The sequence below is a fragment of the Pseudomonas sp. MF08817 genome, from assembly GCF_059862705.1.
The window spans coordinates 48,440-67,461 of record NZ_JCBCUY010000030.1 but is presented as its reverse complement, the minus strand read 5'-3'; the positions used below and the strand labels follow the sequence as shown (position 1 = coordinate 67,461).

14 protein-coding genes are annotated in these 19,022 nt (G+C 63.7%); 5 read left to right on the top strand and 9 right to left on the bottom strand.

Going from position 1 to position 19,022, the window contains the following annotated elements; translation table 11 throughout:
• Positions 1–7: 7 nt before the first annotated feature.
• The 3 genes from AC19YR_RS18535 to AC19YR_RS18525 all read right to left on the bottom strand — a co-directional run bounded on the left by AC19YR_RS18535 (position 8) and on the right by AC19YR_RS18525 (position 7,163).
• Positions 8–1,387 (bottom strand): DUF3999 domain-containing protein, encoded by a 1,380-nt coding sequence (locus tag AC19YR_RS18535; RefSeq protein ID WP_500599604.1) that lies wholly within the window; start codon positions 1,385–1,387, stop codon positions 8–10.
• Positions 1,384–4,569: a DUF2339 domain-containing protein gene (locus tag AC19YR_RS18530; RefSeq protein ID WP_500599603.1), complete on the bottom strand. Its 3,186-nt coding sequence runs from the start codon at positions 4,567–4,569 to the stop codon at positions 1,384–1,386. Before AC19YR_RS18530 ends, AC19YR_RS18535 begins: the two co-directional genes overlap by 4 nt.
• Positions 4,570–4,709: 140 nt before the next feature.
• Positions 4,710–7,163, bottom strand: a complete 2,454-nt coding sequence (locus AC19YR_RS18525; RefSeq protein WP_095108848.1) for a glycogen/starch/alpha-glucan phosphorylase — start codon at positions 7,161–7,163, stop codon at positions 4,710–4,712.
• A 239-nt stretch (positions 7,164–7,402) separates the two neighbouring features.
• On the opposite strand from AC19YR_RS18525, the gene AC19YR_RS18520 reads away from it, so the two are divergent.
• Positions 7,403–7,840: a YkgJ family cysteine cluster protein gene (locus AC19YR_RS18520; protein WP_095108847.1), complete on the top strand. Its 438-nt coding sequence runs from the start codon at positions 7,403–7,405 to the stop codon at positions 7,838–7,840.
• A 172-nt stretch (positions 7,841–8,012) separates the two neighbouring features.
• Here the strand turns inward: AC19YR_RS18520 and typA are convergent, their stop codons facing one another.
• Entirely contained in the window at positions 8,013–9,833 is a 1,821-nt protein-coding gene (typA, locus tag AC19YR_RS18515; protein ID WP_095108846.1) for a translational GTPase TypA, read from the bottom strand.
• Positions 9,834–9,972: 139 nt separating this feature from the next.
• Positions 9,973–11,427 carry a tRNA uracil 4-sulfurtransferase ThiI gene (gene thiI, locus AC19YR_RS18510; protein ID WP_095108845.1) on the bottom strand — a complete coding sequence of 485 codons (1,455 nt, stop codon included), beginning with the start codon at positions 11,425–11,427 and terminating at the stop codon, positions 9,973–9,975.
• 331 nt (positions 11,428–11,758) lie between these two features.
• Here thiI and glnA point away from each other — a divergent pair, with 331 nt between their 5' ends.
• From glnA to ntrC, 3 genes are all read left to right on the top strand, one after another.
• Entirely contained in the window at positions 11,759–13,165 is a 1,407-nt protein-coding gene (gene glnA, locus AC19YR_RS18505) for a type I glutamate--ammonia ligase (protein WP_095108844.1), read from the top strand.
• A gap of 677 nt (positions 13,166–13,842) precedes the next feature.
• The gene (gene glnL / locus AC19YR_RS18500; RefSeq protein ID WP_500599600.1) at positions 13,843–14,928 is read left to right on the top strand and encodes a nitrogen regulation protein NR(II); all 1,086 of its coding nucleotides are present in this window, start codon (positions 13,843–13,845) and stop codon (positions 14,926–14,928) included.
• Complete coding sequence (gene ntrC, locus AC19YR_RS18495) at positions 14,925–16,361, top strand: nitrogen regulation protein NR(I) (protein WP_095108842.1); 1,437 nt, start codon at positions 14,925–14,927, stop codon at positions 16,359–16,361. Before glnL ends, ntrC begins: the two co-directional genes overlap by 4 nt.
• Before the next feature lie 437 nt (positions 16,362–16,798).
• On the opposite strand, the gene AC19YR_RS18490 is transcribed toward ntrC, so the two are convergent.
• On the bottom strand, positions 16,799–17,239 hold the full coding sequence (locus AC19YR_RS18490; RefSeq protein WP_095108841.1) for a hypothetical protein: 441 nt from the start codon (positions 17,237–17,239) through the stop codon (positions 16,799–16,801).
• On the opposite strand from AC19YR_RS18490, the gene AC19YR_RS18485 reads away from it, so the two are divergent.
• Complete coding sequence (locus AC19YR_RS18485) at positions 17,238–17,693, top strand: tRNA (cytidine(34)-2'-O)-methyltransferase (RefSeq protein WP_095108840.1); 456 nt, start codon at positions 17,238–17,240, stop codon at positions 17,691–17,693. The two genes, AC19YR_RS18490 and AC19YR_RS18485, sit on opposite strands and share 2 nt — an antisense overlap.
• A gap of 102 nt (positions 17,694–17,795) precedes the next feature.
• Here AC19YR_RS18485 and secB read toward each other — a convergent pair whose 3' ends face one another.
• Genes secB through AC19YR_RS18470 form a run of 3 tightly spaced genes read right to left on the bottom strand, consistent with a single transcriptional unit; the run spans position 17,796 to position 18,995 of the window.
• Positions 17,796–18,284, bottom strand: coding sequence for a protein-export chaperone SecB (secB, locus tag AC19YR_RS18480; protein ID WP_095108839.1), 489 nt, complete (start codon positions 18,282–18,284; stop codon positions 17,796–17,798).
• 41 nt (positions 18,285–18,325) lie between these two features.
• The gene (grxC, locus tag AC19YR_RS18475; RefSeq protein WP_095108838.1) at positions 18,326–18,580 is read right to left on the bottom strand and encodes a glutaredoxin 3; all 255 of its coding nucleotides are present in this window, start codon (positions 18,578–18,580) and stop codon (positions 18,326–18,328) included.
• A 1-nt stretch (position 18,581) separates the two neighbouring features.
• Positions 18,582–18,995 (bottom strand): rhodanese-like domain-containing protein, encoded by a 414-nt coding sequence (locus AC19YR_RS18470; RefSeq protein WP_095108837.1) that lies wholly within the window; start codon positions 18,993–18,995, stop codon positions 18,582–18,584.
• Between the last annotated feature and the right edge of the window lie 27 nt (positions 18,996–19,022).

Sequence of the window (19,022 nt, the reverse complement as noted above, 5' to 3'; positions counted from 1 at the left end):
CACGGGCCTATTGTTTGCGCAGCAGGCTGAACGCCATACCCGCCAGCGCCAGCACACCCAGCAGCAGGACGGCCCACAGGCTGAGTTTTTTCCAGTCGGTGCCCGCGACAATCGGTAGCGGCTCGGTCAGTGGCCCGGCGACCGGGGCGCTGGCGACCGGCACGCTGGCGTCCACCCGAGCCTGGCCGAGGGTCGCCAGGCGTTCGGGGCGGTAATCGGGAATCAGGGTTTCCAGGCCCAGGCTCGCCGCTTTCGCCGTTGGGCTGCCCAGCGCCAGGGTGTAGGGCCCGGCACCGCGCGCAAGGAACACCACCTGGCTGGGGCGCACCGCCACGTACAGGGCCGGGGCGGCCAGGCCGAGGCCACCGCCGCGGCCGTCCACCGCGAGTTTGAGCTGCTGCACAGCCTGCCCGGGCAACTGCAGTTGGTCCTGCACCACGTCTTGGCCGTTCTGGCTCAGGCGATACAACAAACCGCCCCCCAGCGAGTACCACGGCGCGCTGCTGTCGCGGCGCCCGTAAAGCAGCACCGGGGCCAGGGTATTGGCTTCGCCCATTTCCAGGCGCAAGCGCTCGACACTCAGCGCCACCGGCAGTTGCCAGGTGTATTCGCCGTCCTTGACGCTGCTGCCGGTCAGGCGTTGCGACCACACCAGCGGCTGCGGCAGGCGCGTGCTGCTGGTGCTGCGCACTTGCACCGAGGTGAGCGCCGGCGCCGCTTGCGGGGCGTTCCACAGCAGGCGCAGGTAGCGCGCCGGTTGCCCGGGCAAGCTGACTTCATGCTGTTCGACCCGCTCGTCGGCGAACGACAGCCGTGCCACCTGCCCTTCGCCCCAGGCCCGCCAGCGCTGCAAGTCGTCGCTGGCCTCGATGCTGAACCGCTGGAAGCCGTCGCGATCGGTCCAGTCGAGGATCAACTGCTCCAGCGGTGCCTTGACCGCACTGGTATCGAGCAGCCAACCGCGCAGCACTTCCTCGCCGGCCTCAAGTTCAGTGGACGGCTCCACTTGCACCAAGGTGCCGCTGGCGTTCGACTGCACCCGCACGCTGGGCTTGGCCTCGGCCGCGTCGGCGGCGCTGTACAGCGGGAACCATTTCACCTCGTGCAGGTTGCGCTGTTCATGGGTTTGCGCCGGCTCCCGGGCCACCGCGTAGGCCATCGGCTCACCGGCGGCGTTGAACACCCGCACGTCCGCCAGGTCGCTGTGGCGTGCCAGCATCTGCACGGCCAGCGGCAACTCGAGGCGGTACCACGGGCCGTCGCCGCTCAGGGTCAGGGGTACTTGGGTGGCGAAGTCGCCGGGTTGGTCCTGGGCCTGGGCCTGGGCCGCCAGCGCCAGGCACAGGCCCAGCGCGCCCAGCCATCCGCGGTTCAGCGTTGCAATCAAGACGACACTCCTTGCTTTTCGTTACCCGCGTTGGCGGGCGTTTGCACACGTTTGGGCGGCAGCGGCGCGAAGTAGCCCACCACCAGCAACAGCACACCGACGCCGATAAACGAGACGATGCGGGCCAACCCGCCACGGTTGCTCAGTTCGACAAAAAACAGCTTGGCCACCACCAGCGCGATCAAGGCCGCACCCACCAGCCAGACTTCGCGGCGATGGCGCAAATGGCCGCCGATCATCAAGCCCAGGGCCATGAGGGTCCAGACGATGGACAACCCGGCCTGCACCCGCATCGACGCCAACAGCGCATCCAACTCAAAGGGGACGCCGCTCCACTGATGGGCGCCGCGCATCACCAGCGCGGTGAAGAACGCAAACAGCGACACCCCCACCAACAATTGCCCCAGGCGCTGTGCGTGGTCGGCGCGCAGGCCCCACTGGCCCCACTGGCCCGCCGCGCTGCGCGACCACAGGTACACGCCGAACAGGGCGAACAACAGGCCCAGCTCCAGCGGGTTGAGCAGCGGCACATAAGGCAGCGGCTCGGCGTTGCCCGCGCTAAAGGCGTTGGCCAGCCAGAACCACACCAGCATCAACCCCGCCAGCGGCAGCGCAGCGTACACCCGGTACTCGCGGGCATAGGCCGACACCGGCCACGGCCAGGCCCGGGGCAGCGCCGCCAGCACCAGGTACAGGCTGGGCAACAGCGCCCAACCCAACCAGCGCCAGGCGTTGTACTGCTCGGCCATCAGCACCATGGCGTAGCGCAATTCCAGCGCCAACACGCCGATCAGCAGCCAGCAACCCAGCACATGGGCCGCGCTCAAGGCCCTGGCAGGCAGCATCGGCGCCAGGCGCCGCAGGCTGAGGAAATGCACGGCGAACAGCAGCGGCCAGGCCAGCCAACCAAAGTCCACCGCTGGGTGATAGCCCTCGAAGTAGCCCGCGACCAGCACCACTGCCGCCACCGGCACCCACCCGGTGCACAGCAGGGCCAACATCGGCCAGCGCAACCGCAGCGCCAGCCACGCCCACAGCGCCATGCTCAGGGCCAGCGCCACCAGTAGCAGCGCGGTATGCAGGTCAGTCGGGGCAAAGCGCAGGATTTCGCTGGCCCAGGCCCGGGCCCACCAAAGCGCGCCCCACAACGACAACGCGGCAGACAAACGCGGTAGGTCCAGCGGCTGCCACGCCGTGGCCAAGGTTTGGCGATGCAGGCGCCACGCCCCGATCAGCCCCGCCAGGCCCAAGGCCAGCGGCGCCCAGAAACTGGCGTGGGCCAGCGCCGTGGCGCCTTCCGCCGCCGCCCGCCCCAGCCACGCCGCGAAGAACATCAACCCGGCGCCCACCTGCACCGCCAACGCGCACGCCACAACGGTGCGCGAAGCCAGGCGCAAACCCGCCAGTAAACTCAACAGGCCCAGCAGCGCCCAGCCGATCGTCGTGCCGGGCACCTGGAACAACAGCGGCGCCAACAGGTACACAAAGCCTAGCCCCGCGCCGGCCAGCCCCGGCAGCAACCAGCCTTCCCACACGGCCCGTTGTGGGGGCGCGGCGCGGCGCAGTTGCCAGAAGCTGAACAGCAGCGCCACCCCCAGCAGCAGCGCGCCCAACGGCGGGGCGTCGAGCAGGCTGGTCTGGCCGCCCCGCAGTTCGCTGACAAACGCCAGCGCCGCGCCCGCTTGCAGTAACAAGGCGAAGGCGCGGGCCATGACGCGCTGTTGGCGCAGGCCGAGCCAGACGATCCCGGCGCCCTCCACCGCCCAAGCGGCGGACGTCCAGCGCGCATCCAAACCCAGCGGGATGGCCAGGCTGGCGAAAATCACCCCCAGCGCCAGGCAGGTTTCGCTCAGCAACAAGGCGCGCCCGCCCGCCAGCATCCGGGCCAGCGCCATGTAGACGATCCCCAGCGCCAGGGCGCTGAACGCCGCCGCGAACTCCAAGTGCTGCACCAAGGCGAACTGCAAGCCGAAGCCCACCAGCGGCGGGCCGAATAGCAGCGTGCCGTCGACGTAATCGCCCTTGCGCGCCGCCCACTGCAACAGCGCTGCACGGCTGTCATCGGCCGGGGCACCGGGCATTTCCAGCAACCTGCGGCGGGTGAATAGCAAGCCAATGGCCAGGTACATCAGGAAGAACAGAATCAGGAACGGCTCGGTGCTCCACAGCAGTTCCGGTGTGTAGGCGCGCAGGCCCCACGCCAGGCCGATGCCGAAGGTGCCGACGAAGCCGATCACATTGAGCAGGCGCCAGGCCTTGAACCAGGCGATGGCCAGGATGCCGGTGTTGAGCAACGCGAAATAGCTGAACAGCGCCACGTGGCTACCGGCGCCGGTGGAGGTAAGGATGGGCGCGGCAAAGCCGCCCAGTGCGGCGGCCGCCGCCAGGGCGAGGGCGTCCTGGGTGACCGCCAGAATCGCGCAGAAGACCGTCACCGCCACCAGCAGGCCCAAGGCTGCGGTCGGGTCGATCAACGGGTGCAGGCGCATGGCTGCGAACACCGTGAGATAGAGCACGCCAATCCCCGCGCCCTGGAGCATCACGGCGTATTGGCGGTTGCGCAGGCGCAGCCACCAGCCCAGGCCCAGCAAGCCGAGGGCGACGGCAGCCACCCCGGCGTAGCGCAACTCCAGTGGCACCACCACGCCTTCGGTGGCGTAGCGCAGCAGGAACGCCAGGCCGAGGAACAACAGCAGCACCCCGACCCGCAACACGGTATTGCCGCCCAACAGCCAGTTGCGCGCCGAGGCGATGGCGCGGTCGATCAGGTTGGGTGTACGCGGCGGCGCAGGTTGCTGTGGCGCCGCGGGTTGCCAAGGGTCGGCGGGGGTTGGCTCGGCGGTGGGCAGGTCGGCGGGCAGTTCCCAGACCAGTTCCTGGGCGGGCGCGGTGGGTTCGGGCGCAGCGGCCATGACCGGTTCAGGCTCTACCGGTTCAGGCTCTACCGGTACTGGGGCGGGGGCGGGGGCTTGGACGTCGGCGGCCGGGCTTTCCACCAGGGCCAGGCGTTGCTCCAACGCGGCCAAGGCCTGGCCCTGCACTGCCGCTTGCGCGCCCAGGCGCGAGAGGACGATGGCCTGGCCCAGGCCCAGGCCCAGCAATGCGCCGACCAGGGCTTCGCCGGGCTCCTCGTCGAGCAGCCAGCCCAGCAGCAGGCCGATGAGCATGAACATCCATTGCATGGTGAGATCCCTAGTGGTTCGCGATGTTCTGCACCGACCGGCAGACCGCTATCGCGGGCAGAGCCCGCTCCCACTCAGGGGCAGGGGTACAGGAGCATGGGGCGCAGTGGGGCTGAGTATATCGGCCGCGCCGGGCTTGCCTAGTCCATGGCTTTCCATATGTCGGTGGCGTATTCGCGAATGGTGCGGTCGGACGAAAACCACCCCATACGTGCGCTATTGAGCACCGCCGAGCGCCACCAGGCGTCTGCGTCGTGCCACAGGGCCTCGACGCGCGCCTGGGCATCCCAATAGGCGTCGAAATCTGCACACACTAAGAAACGATCGTAATCGATCAGGCCATCGATCAATGCGGTGTAGCGCGCCGGGTCGTCGTGGGAAAACACACCGCTGCGGATGGCCTGGAGCACGTCGCCCAGGCGCCGGGACGCGGCGATATCGGGCGCGGCGTTGAACGCGCCGTCGCGCTTGCGCTGTTCCACCTGCTGGGCGCTGAGGCCGAAGATGAACATGTGCTCGGCGCCAATGCGCTCGCACATTTCCACGTTGGCGCCGTCCAGGGTACCGATGGTCAGCGCGCCGTTGAGGCCGAATTTCATGTTGCTGGTGCCCGAGGCCTCGAAGCCTGCGGTGGAGATCTGCTCCGACAGGTCCGCCGCCGGGATGATGCTTTCGGCCAGGCTGACGTTGTAGTTGGGCAAGAACACCACTTTGAGCAAGCCGCGCACGGTCGGGTCGTTGTTAATGGTGCGGGCGATGTCGTTGGTCAGTTTGATAATCAACTTGGCCTGGTGGTAGCTGGCGGCGGCCTTGCCGGCAAAGATCTTCACCCGTGGCACCCAGTCCACGCCCGGCTCGGCGCGGATCGCCTGGTACAGGGCCACGGTGTGCAGCAGGTTGAGCAGTTGGCGCTTGTACTCGTGGATGCGCTTGACCTGCACGTCGAACAGCGCCTCGGGGTTGATCGCCACGCCCAGGCGTTCGAGGACGATTTCCGCCAGGGCGCGCTTGCTGTGCAGGCGCTGCTCGGCAAATTGCTTGCGGAATTTGGCTTTTTCGGCGAACGGTTCCAGTTCGATCAGGCGCTGCTCGGCGCTGTCGAGCAGGTCCGGGCCCAGCGCTTGGACCATCAACGCGGTGAGTTGCGGGTTGGCCTGGTACAGCCAGCGGCGGAAGGTGATGCCATTGGTTTTGTTGTTGATGCGTTGCGGGTAGAGCCCGTGCAACTGGGCGAACACGGTGCTGCGCATCAGTTGGGTATGCAGGCCCGACACGCCGTTGACGCTGTGGGAGCCGAGGAACGCCAAGTTGCCCATGCGCACGCGGCGGCCGTTGTCTTCCTCGATCAGCGACACCGCGCGCAGCAGGTCGAAGTCATGGATGCCCTGGGCGCGCAGCGAGTCGATGTGCTGGGCGTTGATGAGGTAGATGATCTGCATGTGCCGCGGCAGCATGCGTTCCATCAGGCCCACGGGCCAGGTTTCCAGCGCCTCGGGCAGCAGGGTGTGGTTGGTGTAGGACAGGGTTTGCACCGTGACCTGCCAGGCCTGGTCCCAGGGGATCTCGTACAGGTCGACCAATTGGCGCATCAACTCGGCCACGGCAATCGAGGGGTGGGTGTCGTTGAGCTGGATCGAGGCATGCTCGCCCAGGCTCAGCACCGAGCCGTGCATGTTCTTGTGGCGGCGCAGCAGGTCCTGGAGCGAGGCCGAAACGAAGAAGTATTCCTGGCGCAGGCGCAGTTCCTGCCCCGCTTCGGTGCTGTCGGCCGGGTAAAGCACCCGGGAGATGCTCTCGGCCCGCGCCACCTCGGCCACGGCGCCGAGGTGGTCGCCGGCATTGAAGCGTTCCAGGTGCAGGTCTTCCATGGCCCGCGCGCGCCACAGGCGCAAAGTATTGACGCTGGCGCCGCGCCAGCCCACCACCGGGGTGTCGTAGGCCACGGCGCGCACGGTTTCGGCCGGCCACCAGACCTGGCGCGGCTCGTCGGTGTCGGCGTCGACCGTTTCCACGGCGCCGCCGAAGCCGATCGGGTAGATCACCTCCGGGCGCTCGAACTCCCACGGGTTGCCGAAGTCCAGCCAGTGCTCGGTCTGCTCCTGCTGCCAGCCATCGACAATCGCCTGGCGGAACAAGCCGTGCTCATAACGGATGCCGTAGCCATGGGCGGCAATGCCCAGGGTCGACATGCTTTCCATGAAACACGCCGCCAACCGCCCCAGGCCGCCGTTGCCCAGCGCCGCGTCCGGTTCCAGCAGGCGGATGCGCTCCAGGTCGACGTTGAGTTCGCCCAGGGCTTCGCGCGCCACTTCCAACAGGCCCAGGTTGCTCAGGCTGTCGTAAAGCAGGCGGCCGATGAGGAATTCCAGGGACAGGTAATAAACGCGCTTCTGGCCCTTGCGGTAGATCTGCCGGGTGTGGTCCATCCAGTGCTCGACCATGTGGTCGCGCGCCGCCAGGGCAATGGCCTCGAACCAGTCGTGGTCGAAGGCGTGATCCGGGTCCTTGCCCACGGCGTACGTCAGTTTGGTCAGGACAGCCTGGCGAAATGCGGCCACGTCTGCTTCGCGAACAACCAGTGGTTCTTGAGTCATCAATAGGACCTCGGGCGAGCATGAAATTGTCTGAGCCTAGACGGTGTGACAGGCACAGGGCGCTCTGGTTCGGCAGTTTCTGTCAGGGGGGGCCGAATAAGCATCTGGGATGCAGGGCGCGTGCCGAATAACTCGCCAATGGGCCGGTCATGGAAAAAAACCGGCGAAAGGTTGTTCAAAAATCCACCACTCCCGGTATGATCGCGCGCCCTGATGCACACGCCGGTATAAAGCCCCACATGATGAAGCCCAACCTGATCGCCGCCGCGGAAATCGACCGACTCGATACCTGGGCCAAATACTCCGCGCCCATGTGCGGCTCCTGCGTGTCCAGCTGCTGCACACTGCCGGTGGAGGTCAAGATCAAGGATCTGATCCGCATCGGCATAGTCGATGAGTTCGAGCGCGGCGACCCGCCGAAGAACATCGCCAAACGCCTGCAAAAAGAAGGGATCGTGGAGCGCTACAACCAGAAGTCCGAGATCTTCACCCTGCAGCGCATGAGCAACAACGACTGCCTGTACTTGGATCGTAAGAGCCGCCTGTGCACCATTTATGACAAGCGCCCGGACACCTGCCGCAACCACCCGAAAATCGGCCCGCGCCCGGGGTACTGCGCCTACAAGCCCAAAGAAGTGGCGCGCCAGACCACCACGCGGGTAATTGAGCGGTTCTGAGGCGCCTCAGAGGCCTTATCGCGGGCACGGCCCGCTCCCACAATCGAAATGCAGCCCCTGTGGGAGCGGGCTTGCCCGCGATAAGGCCCTGAACCCAGCCTACAAATCCAAAGCATAAAAAAACGCCCCCGGCCTTTCGACCGGGGGCGTTTTTCATTCAGCCTGAGTTAACTCAGTTCTTGGCTTTCTTGGCAGCGCGGGTACGCTCGCCTTCGTCCAGGATCTTCTTACGCAGGCGGATCGACTTAGGCGTCACTTCGCACAGTTCGTCGTCCTGGATGAATTCCAGGGCCTGTTCCAGGGTGAAGCGAACAGGTGGAACCAGGGCGATGGTTTCGTCTTTACCCGAAGCACGCATGTTGTCGAGCTTCTTACCTTTGGTTGGGTTGACGCCCATGTCGTTGTCACGGCTGTTCAAGCCAACGATCTGACCGTTGTAGATCTCTTGACCGTGTTCAACGAACAGCTTGCCACGCGCCTGGAGGGTTTCCAGGGAGTAGGTCAGTGCCTTGCCGGTTTCTACCGATACCAGAACACCGTTCTGACGGCCGGACATGTCGCCGGACTTCATGGTGTCGTAGCGATCGAAGATCGAGGTCAGGATGCCAGCACCGTTGGTCAGGGTCAGGAACTGGTTACGGAAACCGATCAGACCACGAGCAGGGATGTTGTATTCCAGACGCACACGGCCTTTGCCATCCGGCACCATGTTGGTCAGGTCGCCCTTACGCAGGCCCATCTCTTCCATGACCTTGCCCTGGGATTCTTCAGGGGTGTCGATGGTGACGTTTTCGAACGGTTCCTGCTTCACGCCGTCAACCTGACGGATGATGACTTCTGGACGACCAACGCCCATTTCGAAGCCTTCGCGACGCATGGTTTCGATCAGTACCGAGAGGTGCAGCTCACCACGGCCGGATACCTTGAACTTGTCGGCCGAGTCGCCTTCTTCAACGCGCAGTGCCACGTTGTACAGCAGCTCTTTGTCCAGACGTTCCTTGATGTTACGGGAAGTCACGAACTTGCCTTCTTTACCGCAGAAAGGCGAGTCGTTGACCTGGAAGGTCATGGAAACGGTTGGCTCGTCAACGGTCAGAGGCTTCATCGCCTCGACATTGTCCGGCTGGCACAGGGTGTCGGAGATGAACAGCGAGTCCATACCGCTGACGCACACGATGTCGCCGGCGAAGGCTTCTTCAACGTCGATGCGGTGCAGGCCGTGGTGACCCATCAGCTTCAGGATACGGCCGTTACGCTTCTTGCCGTCGGCGCCGATAGCCACAACCGGGGTGTTCGGCTTGACGCTGCCACGGGCGATACGGCCAACGCCGATAACACCCAGGAAGCTGTTGTAGTCCAGTGCCGAGATTTGCATCTGGAACGGGCCCTCACGGTCAACAGTCGGCGCCGGTACGTTGTCGACGATCGACTGGTACAGCGGGGTCATGTCTTCGGCCATGTCGGTGTGTTCCAGACCGGCAATGCCGTTCAGGGCCGAGGCGTAGACGACTTTGAAGTCCAGCTGTTCTTCGGTGGCGCCCAGGTTGTCGAACAGGTCGAAGATCTGGTCCAGAACCCAGTCCGGACGTGCGCCCGGACGGTCAACCTTGTTGATGACCACGATTGGACGCAGGCCGGCTTCGAAAGCCTTCTTGGTCACGAAACGGGTTTGCGGCATAGGGCCGTCTTGTGCATCAACCAGCAGCAGAACGGAGTCGACCATCGACATCACACGCTCTACTTCACCGCCGAAGTCGGCGTGGCCCGGGGTGTCCACGATGTTGATGTGGTAGCCGTTCCAGTTGATGGCGGTGTTTTTCGCCAGGATGGTAATACCGCGCTCTTTCTCCTGGTCGTTGGAGTCCATCACGCGCTCGTCGTTGAGCTCGTTGCGCTCCAGGGTGCCGGATTGACGCAAGAGTTTGTCTACCAGGGTGGTTTTACCGTGGTCAACGTGAGCAATGATGGCGATGTTGCGTAGATTTTCGATCACTTGTGTATCTCGATCAGAGGATTCGGTGTGCTGACAGGTCGTGGCAGCGATTTTCAATAGAGTCAGGCCTTGCCGTTACAGCTTGACGGCGGCGTCGGGGGGCCGGTGACGCAGGCCACAGGCGTACAGCCCCGGGCTCTTAGCTCGGTCGATAAACGCGCACATTGGCATATCCCTCACTGAGCAAATGGTGGGCATGCAGGCGACTCATCACGCCTTTGTCGCAATACAGCAGGTACTGGCGAGTAGGGTCCAGTTCCTTGAAACGAGCGTTCAATGCATAGAACGGCAACGCTTGTACGTCGATGCCGGCAAGCTCCAGCGGCGCGTCCTCAACGGCATCCGGGTGACGGATGTCGATGACGATCTGGCCGGCCAGGGCTTCGCTGACTTCTTCGATCTGCAAATCCTGGCCCAATTCGTCGATCACCCGATCGATCGGCACCAGTTTGGCGTTCTCCAGCGCACGCTCGAGCACCGCCATGTCGAATTCTTTCTCTTCGTGCTCCACGCGCGGGCGCTTGGCGTGGGTCTTGGGGTTCACCGAAATGACCCCGCAGTACTCGGGCATGTGCTTGGCGAAGTCGGCGGTGCCGATTTCGTTGGCCAGGTCGATGATGTCCTGCTTGTGGCTGGCGATCAGTGGGCGCAGCACCAGTTTGTCGGTTACGCAGTCGATCACGGACAGGTTGGGCAGCGTCTGGCTGGACACCTGGGAAATCGCCTCGCCGGTCACCAGGGCGTCGATGTCCAGCCGGTCGGCAATCCGCGAGGCAGCGCGCAACATCATACGCTTCAATACCACGCCCATATGACTGTTATCGACTTTGCCGAGGATTTCCCCCAGCACTTCCTCGAACGGCACGCTCACAAACAGCACGCGCTGGGAGCTGCCGTACTTCTTCCAGATAAAGTGCGCGACTTCCATCACGCCCAGTTCGTGGGCACGCCCGCCCAGGTTGAAGAAGCAGAAATGGCTCATCAGGCCACGGCGCATGATCTGGTAGGCCGCCACCGTGGAATCGAAACCGCCAGACATCAGCACCAGGGTCTGTTCCAGGGCACCCAACGGATAACCGCCAATGCTGTTGTGCTGGCTATGGATCACAAACAACCGTTGGTCGCGAATTTCCATGCGCACTTCGATTTGCGGCGCCTTGAGGGAGATTCCGGCGGCGCCGCACTCGCGACGCAGCTTGCTGCCGACGTATTTCTCCACGTCCATGGAGCTGAACGGGTGCTTGCCGGCGCGCTTGCAGCGCACGGAAAAAATCTTGCCCTCAAGCTCACTGCCAAAGTGCAAACGGCACTTTTCGGTGATGTCGTCGAAGTCCCCCAACGGGTACTCGTCGACCTGCAAAAAATGCGCGATGCCGGGCATGCAGCTCAGGCGCTCGGTCATGTCCTTCAAGGCTTTGGGCTCGGTGACGCGGGTTTCCAGCTCGAGGTTGTCCCACACGCCGTTCACCACCACGGCCGGATCCAGGTCGCGGAGCACGGTGCGGATGTTCTTGGCCAATTGGCGGATGAAACGCATCCGTACCGGGCGGCTCTTGATGGTGATCTCGGGAAAGACTTTTACGATTAGTTTCATGAAAACAGCGCGCGCAGGGCCAGCCGAAAAAGGGGGGCGCGGATTATAGCGGAAATTGCTCAAGCTTTAACCAGTTAATCTGCAATTGGTTTTGCTCGCACTTTATTGGTGCGTTTTCGGTATTTACCGCCACATTGCAGTGCGTAAAAAAAGCGCTTTATACGGTTTGCACGTTTATAGGCGCGTAAAAGGGGCGCAAAACCCAACTCGGGGCACTGGCATGCAATTTGCTCCCTTGTGAGGCAGGTTGCCATGGCCGAGTATTCGCGCCCGCATCACCCACATTCCAAGGGCTCTCCACTACCCAGCCCGAATCCACCCCGGAGGACATATGTCGAAGTCGGTTCAACTCATCAAAGATCATGACGTCAAGTGGATTGATCTGCGCTTCACTGACACCAAAGGCACGCAGCACCACGTGACCATGCCGGCCCGTGATGCGCTGGATGAATCCTTCTTCGAAGAAGGCAAGATGTTCGATGGTTCCTCCATCGCGGGCTGGAAAGGCATCGAAGCCTCCGACATGATCCTGCTGCCGGACGACTCCACCGCCGTGCTCGACCCGTTCACCGAAGACCCAACGCTGATCCTGGTCTGCAACGTGATCGACCCTTCGACCATGCAAGGCTACGACCGCGACCCTCGCGCCATCGCCCACCGCGCCGAGGAATACCTCAAGTCCACCGGCATCGGCGACACCGTGTTCGTCGGCCCGGAGCCTGAGTTCTTCATCTTCGACCAAGTCAAATTCAAGTCCGACATCTCCGGTTCGATGTTCAAGATCTACTCCGAGCAAGGCTCGTGGATGACCGACCAGGACATCGAAGGCGGCAACCACGGCCATCGTCCGGGCGTGAAGGGCGGCTATTTCCCAGTTCCGCCGTTCGACCATGACCACGAAATCCGTACCTCCATGTGCAACGCCATGGAAGAAATGGGCCTGGTCATCGAAGTGCACCACCACGAAGTGGCCACTGCCGGCCAGAACGAAATCGGTGTGCAGTTCAACACCCTGATGAAGAAAGCTGACGAAGTTCAGACCCTCAAGTACTGCGTGCACAACGTGGCCGTGGCCTATGGCCGCACCGCGACCTTCATGCCTAAGCCGCTGTACGGCGACAACGGCTCGGGTATGCACGTACACATGTCCATCGGCAAAGATGGCAAAAACACCTTCGCCGGCGAAGGCTATGCCGGCCTGTCCGACACCGCCCTGTACTTCATCGGCGGCATCATCAAGCACGGTAAGGCCCTGAACGGCTTCACCAACCCTTCGACCAACTCCTACAAGCGTCTGGTCCCAGGCTTTGAAGCGCCGGTCATGCTGGCCTACTCGGCACGCAACCGCTCTGCCTCGATCCGCATTCCTTACGTCTCCAGCCCTAAGGCGCGCCGTATCGAAGCCCGTTTCCCGGACCCGGCTGCCAACCCGTACCTGGGCTTCGCCGCCCTGCTGATGGCAGGCCTGGACGGCATCCAGAACAAGATCCACCCAGGCGACGCTGCCGACAAAAACCTGTACGACCTGCCGCCTGAAGAGGCCAAGGAAATCCCGCAAGTGTGCGGCAGCCTGAAAGAAGCCCTGGAAGAACTGGACAAGGGCCGTGCGTTCCTGACCAAGGGCGGCGTGTTCAGCGACGACTTCATCGATGCCTACATCGCCCTCAAAAGCGAAGAAGAAATCAAGGTCCGCACCTTCGTACACCCACTGGAATACGAGCTGTACTACAGCTGCTAATCCGGTAACGCTTGCGCAAGCGGCGTAACAGAGGCCTCCTTCGGGAGGCCTTTTTCATGGCTGAAATCTCTGACATCAAAACCACCGCCCTTCCCTGGCGCGCGCCGCCGCGCCCGGCATTCCCCACCCGTCGCCCTGAGTAAGCTTGCCGGCCCAACCGACAACGCCCAAGGAAGACACCATGCTCAAACACGCCCGCGCCCTGGCACTCATGCTGCCCATCGCTTGCATCCTCTCGTTCGGCTGCACTCACCTGACTACCGGCAGCACCTCCACCACCCGTCAGGACAGCGCCCTCTAACACCCTCAGTGGGAGCGGGCCTGCCCGCGATGACAGCAGCCCATACATCCTAGATGCTGGCTGATGGCCCGCCCCCACAGAGGTTCACTCGCGCCCTGGCAAATAGCTCAGCCCCTCTATCCTCCAAGGCTCACGTCCCCGCCCAGCAGCCTTCGCACTTATGCACTATATTGGTGCAACACACCTCAACAAAGTAACTCCTCAGCCCATTTTGGTTCGAAACCACCCACCGATATTGGCCGTGCGCCACTAAACAGCGCCTCAAACGCCTGTTTCAAGGCTTTGGCGCTTCTTTTCGGAGCCTTGGTTTGGTTTTTGCATTTTCCTCGTACCAGCGCGTGCCCTACGGGCGCGACATGCTCCAAAAGAGGTCCTAATGACCATCAGCGACGCACTGCACCGCTTGCTTCTCGACAACCTGACCACCGCGACCATCCTGCTCAACGCCGACCTGCGCCTTGAGTACATGAACCCGGCGGCCGAGATGCTGCTGGCCATCAGCGGCCAGCGCAGCCACGGGCAATTTATCAGCGAGCTGTTCACCGAATCCGCCGAGGCCCTGAGTTCGTTGCGCCAGGCTGTGGAGCAGGCCCACCCGTTCACCAAGCGCGAAGCCATGCTCACCGCGCTCACCGGCCAGACCCTGACGGTCGATTACGCCGTCACCCCGATCCTGAGCAACGGCGCCACCCTGCTATTGCTGGAGGTGCACCCGCGCGACCGCTTGCTGCGCATCACCAAGGAGGAAGCGCAGTTGTCCAAGCAGGAAACCAGCAAGATGCTGGTGCGCGGCCTCGCCCATGAGATCAAGAACCCCTTGGGCGGGATTCGCGGCGCGGCGCAGTTGTTGGCCCGCGAACTGCCCGACGAAAGCCTCAAGGACTACACCAACGTCATCATCGAAGAGGCTGATCGCCTGCGAAACCTGGTGGACCGCATGCTCGGCTCCAACAAGCTGCCGTCCCTGGCCCTGACCAACATCCATGAAGTGCTCGAACGCGTGGCCAGCCTGGTGGAGGCCGAGACCCAGGGCGGCATCACCCTGGTGCGCGACTACGACCCGAGCATCCCCGACGTGCTGATCGACCGCGAGCAGATGATCCAGGCCGTGCTCAACATCGTGCGCAACGCGGTGCAGGCCATCAGCAGCCAGAACGAGCTGCGCCTGGGCCGCGTCACCCTGCGCACCCGGGCGCTGCGCCAGTTCACCATCGGCCATGTGCGCCATCGCTTGGTGACCAAGATCGAAATCATCGACAACGGCCCGGGCATCCCCGCCGAGTTGCAGGAAACCCTCTTCTTCCCCATGGTCAGCGGCCGCCCCGACGGTACCGGGCTAGGCCTGGCCATCACCCAGAACATCATCAGCCAGCACCAGGGCCTGATCGAATGTGACAGCCATCCAGGCCACACCACGTTCTCGATCTTTCTGCCACTGGAACAAGGAGCCACATCGACATGAGCCGTAGTGAAACCGTGTGGATCGTCGATGACGACCGTTCTATCCGTTGGGTGCTGGAAAAAGCCCTGCAACAAGAAGGCATGACCACCCAGAGCTTCGACAGCGCCGATGGGGTGATGAGCCGCCTGGCCCGCCAGCAACCGGACGTCATCATCTCCGACATCCGCATGCCCGGCGCCAGTGGCCTGGACCTGCTGGCGCGGATCCGCGAACAGCACCCGCGCCTGCCGGTCATCATCATGACCGCCCACTCCGACCTGGACAGCGCCGTGGCCTCCTACCAGGGCGGCGCGTTCGAGTACCTGCCCAAGCCCTTCGACGTCGATGAAGCGGTGTCGCTGGTCAAGCGCGCCAACCAGCACGCCCAGGAACAGCAAGGCCTGGAAGTGCCGCCCACCCTGGCCCGCACCCCGGAAATCATCGGCGAAGCGCCGGCGATGCAGGAGGTGTTCCGCGCCATCGGCCGCTTGAGCCACTCCAACATCACCGTGCTGATTAACGGCGAGTCCGGCACCGGCAAGGAGCTGGTAGCCCACGCCCTGCACCGCCACAGCCCGCGTGCGGCATCGCCGTTCATCGCGTTGAACATGGCCGCGATACCCAAGGACTTGATGGAGTCGGAACTGTTCGGCCACGAAAAAGGCGCCTTCACCGGCGCTGCCAACCTGCGGCGCGGGCGCTTCGAGCAGGCCGACGGCGGCACATTGTTCCTCGACGAAATCGGCGACATGCCCGCCGACACCCAGACCCGCCTGCTGCGGGTACTGGCGGACGGCGAGTTCTACCGCGTGGGCGGCCATGTGCCGGTCAAGGTGGACGTGCGCATCATCGCCGCCACGCACCAGAACCTGGAAACCCTGGTGCACGCCGGCAAGTTCCGCGAAGACCTGTTCCACCGCCTCAACGTCATCCGCATCCACATCCCGCGCCTGTCGGACCGGCGTGAAGACATCCCCACCCTGGCCAAGCACTTCCTCGCCCGCGCCGCCCAGGAGCTGGCGGTGGAACCCAAGCTGCTCAAGAGCGAAACCGAGGAATACCTGAAAAACCTGCCCTGGCCGGGCAACGTGCGGCAACTGGAAAACACCTGCCGCTGGATCACCGTCATGGCCTCGGGCCGCGAAGTGCATGTGGGCGACCTGCCGCCGGAATTGCTCAACCTGCCGCAAGACGCGGCGCCGGTCACCAACTGGGAGCAAGCCTTGCGCCAATGGGCCGACCAGGCCCTGGCACGCGGCCAGTCCAGCCTACTGGACAGCGCCGTGCCGAGCTTCGAGCGGATCATGATCGAAACCGCGCTCAAGCACACCGCTGGCCGGCGCCGCGACGCCGCCGTGCTGCTGGGCTGGGGGCGCAACACCCTGACCCGCAAGATCAAGGAGCTGGGGATGAAAATCGACGGCGGGGATGATGACGAGGCGGATGAGAGCTAGAAAACGGCGCTGCGAAGACAACCTTCTAAGGGAGCGGGCTGACCCACCATAGCGGTGGGTCAGGCACCCGCGATGGCGACTGCTCTACCGCTATCGCTGGCAGGCCCGCTCCCACAAAAACCCCCACAGTTTTCTTGCCCCCCACGCACCATTTCAAAGCGCCTCGCCCCGCCATCGTGCGCCGTCTTACCCCCGGCGCCCTTGCGCAAAAACACCAAAGCCCCGGATTCCGGGGCTTTGGTCATTCAAAAGTGTTTTTTCCTACAGTACGACGGACCTGGCACGCCCCCTGCAATAACACGGGTACTACCCAGTTTCGGGGACCTTGGTACAGGCAGGCCAAGAATCCCCTCTTTATATAGGGGCCAGGGCGCACGACGCGCCGGGCACCGATGCTTTTGGGGGCCCTGGTACAGGCAGGCCGGGAACTCCCTCTTTTATTCCTCCCGCAGGCGCACTTGCAGGCGCCAGCGCCCCTCGACCTCGGCGCCGGACCACTCGCCCCGCAAGGGCCGCGCCGCGACGAAGTTGAGCAACAACCCGGCATCCGCCGCCCGCACCCGCCAGTTCACGTCCTTGTCATTGACCTTCAACCGCCCGCGCTGCGCCTTGCCCTGAGCGTCGAACAGCAGCGCGACGGTGCCGTCGATGTGCTCGCCGTGCACCTTGGGCTCGACGTTGAACCACACCTGCACGCCATCGGCCGTCACCTCGATTTGCTGCAACTCCACCGGCTCCGGCGCCGTGAGGCGGCCGATCATCAGGCCCACCAGCAAACCGACAATCGCCAGCGAGCCGAACACCCGCGGCAATAGCTTCGGCCGCGGGTCGTCCGGGGGGGTATCATGCAGCCCATCATTACCTTCGGAGCCGTGCATGTTTCACGTCATCCTTTTTCAACCAGAAATTCCGCCGAATACCGGCAACGTTATCAGGCTGTGCGCCAACAGTGGCTGCCACCTGCATTTGATCGAGCCCCTGGGCTTTGACATGGACGACAAGCGCCTGCGCCGCGCCGGGCTCGATTACCACGAGTACGCCACCCTGCAACGCCACGCCGACCTCGCCAGTTGCCTTCAAAGCCTGGGCCAGCCGCGCCTGTTTGCCTTCACTACCAAGGGCTCGCGGCCCTTCCACGATGCCAGCTTCGCCGAGGGCGACGCCTTCTTGTTCGGCCCGGAAAGCCGTGGCCTGCCCGCCGAAGTACTCGACGCCCTGCCCGACGGCCAACGCCTGCGCCTGCCCATGCGCGAAGGCTGCCGCAGCCTAAACCTGTCCAACACGGTCGCCGTGGCGGTGTATGAGGGCTGGCGACAACTGGGTTTCAAGTAAGGGCCCCATAACAAATGTGGGAGCCGGCCTATGCGGAAGCTGGCGTGCCAGTTCCCACACAGGCCGGCTCCCACATGGGATCGGCGTCGCGGTTCGGACTACTTACTGAACCGTCGGCGAGCCTTCCTGCTGCATGCGTTGCAGTTCTTGCGCGTACAACGCGTCGAAGTTCACCGGCGCCAGCATCAGGGCCGGGAACGAACCGCGGGTCACCAGGCTGTCCAGCGCTTCACGCGCATACGGGAACAGGATGTTGGGGCAGAACGCGCCCAGGGTGTGGCTCATGGACGCGGCGTCGAGGTTCTTAATCAGGAAGATACCGGCCTGCTGAACTTCGGCGATGAACGCCACTTCTTCGTTTTCGCCGTTCTTGACGGTGACCGACAGGGTCAGCACGACTTCGTGGAAGTCGCCTTCCAGGGCCTTCTGGCGGGTGTTGAGGTCCAGACCGACACTCGGCTCCCAGGCCTGGCGGAAGATCGCCGGGCTTTTTGGCGCTTCAAAGGACAGGTCACGCACATAGATGCGCTGCAGGGAAAATTGCGGGGCGGTTTCTTCTTCGCTTGCCACTGTAGTCTGTTCGTCAGTCATCTCGGATCCTTCTTGATCGCGTGGTCTTCAGGTTTGGGAACTCAGGCCCGGAGCAGCGCGTCGAGCTTGCCGGCGCGGTCCAGGGCAAACAAATCATCACAGCCGCCCACGTGGGTGGTGCCGACCCAGATCTGCGGCACCGAGGTGCGGCCGGCTTTCTGGGCCATTTCGGCGCGCACCTGGGGTTTGCCGTCGACCTTGATCTCGTCGAAGGCCACACCCTTGCTGGCCAGCAGGTGCTTGGCACGCGAGCAGAAGGGGCAGTAATCGCTGGAGTAGACGACGACAGCAGTCATGTCACTTCACCAGCGGCAGGTTGTCGGCTTTCCAGCTCGACACGCCGCCCGACAGCTTGGCGGCGTTGTAGCCAGCCTTGACCAGTTCGCGGGCGTGAGTGCCGGCGTGCTGGCCCATGGCATCGACCAGGATGATGGTCTTGGCCTTGTGCTTTTCCAACTCGCCCACGCGCGCGGTCAGTTTGTCCTGGGGGATGTTCAGCGCGCCGACGATGTGGCCAGCGGCGAAATCCTTGGTTGGGCGGATGTCGATCACCACGCCGGCGTCCTTGTTGACCAGCGCGGTCAGCTCGCCCGTGCTCAGGCTGCGGCCGCCACCTTGCATCTGGTGAGCGATCAGCAGGCCCAGCAGTACGACGAAGGCGCCGACGAGCAGATAGTGATTAGTGGCAAATTCAATCAGGTGAGCAACCATCGAAGGAGGTTCCAGGGCGTTAAAATG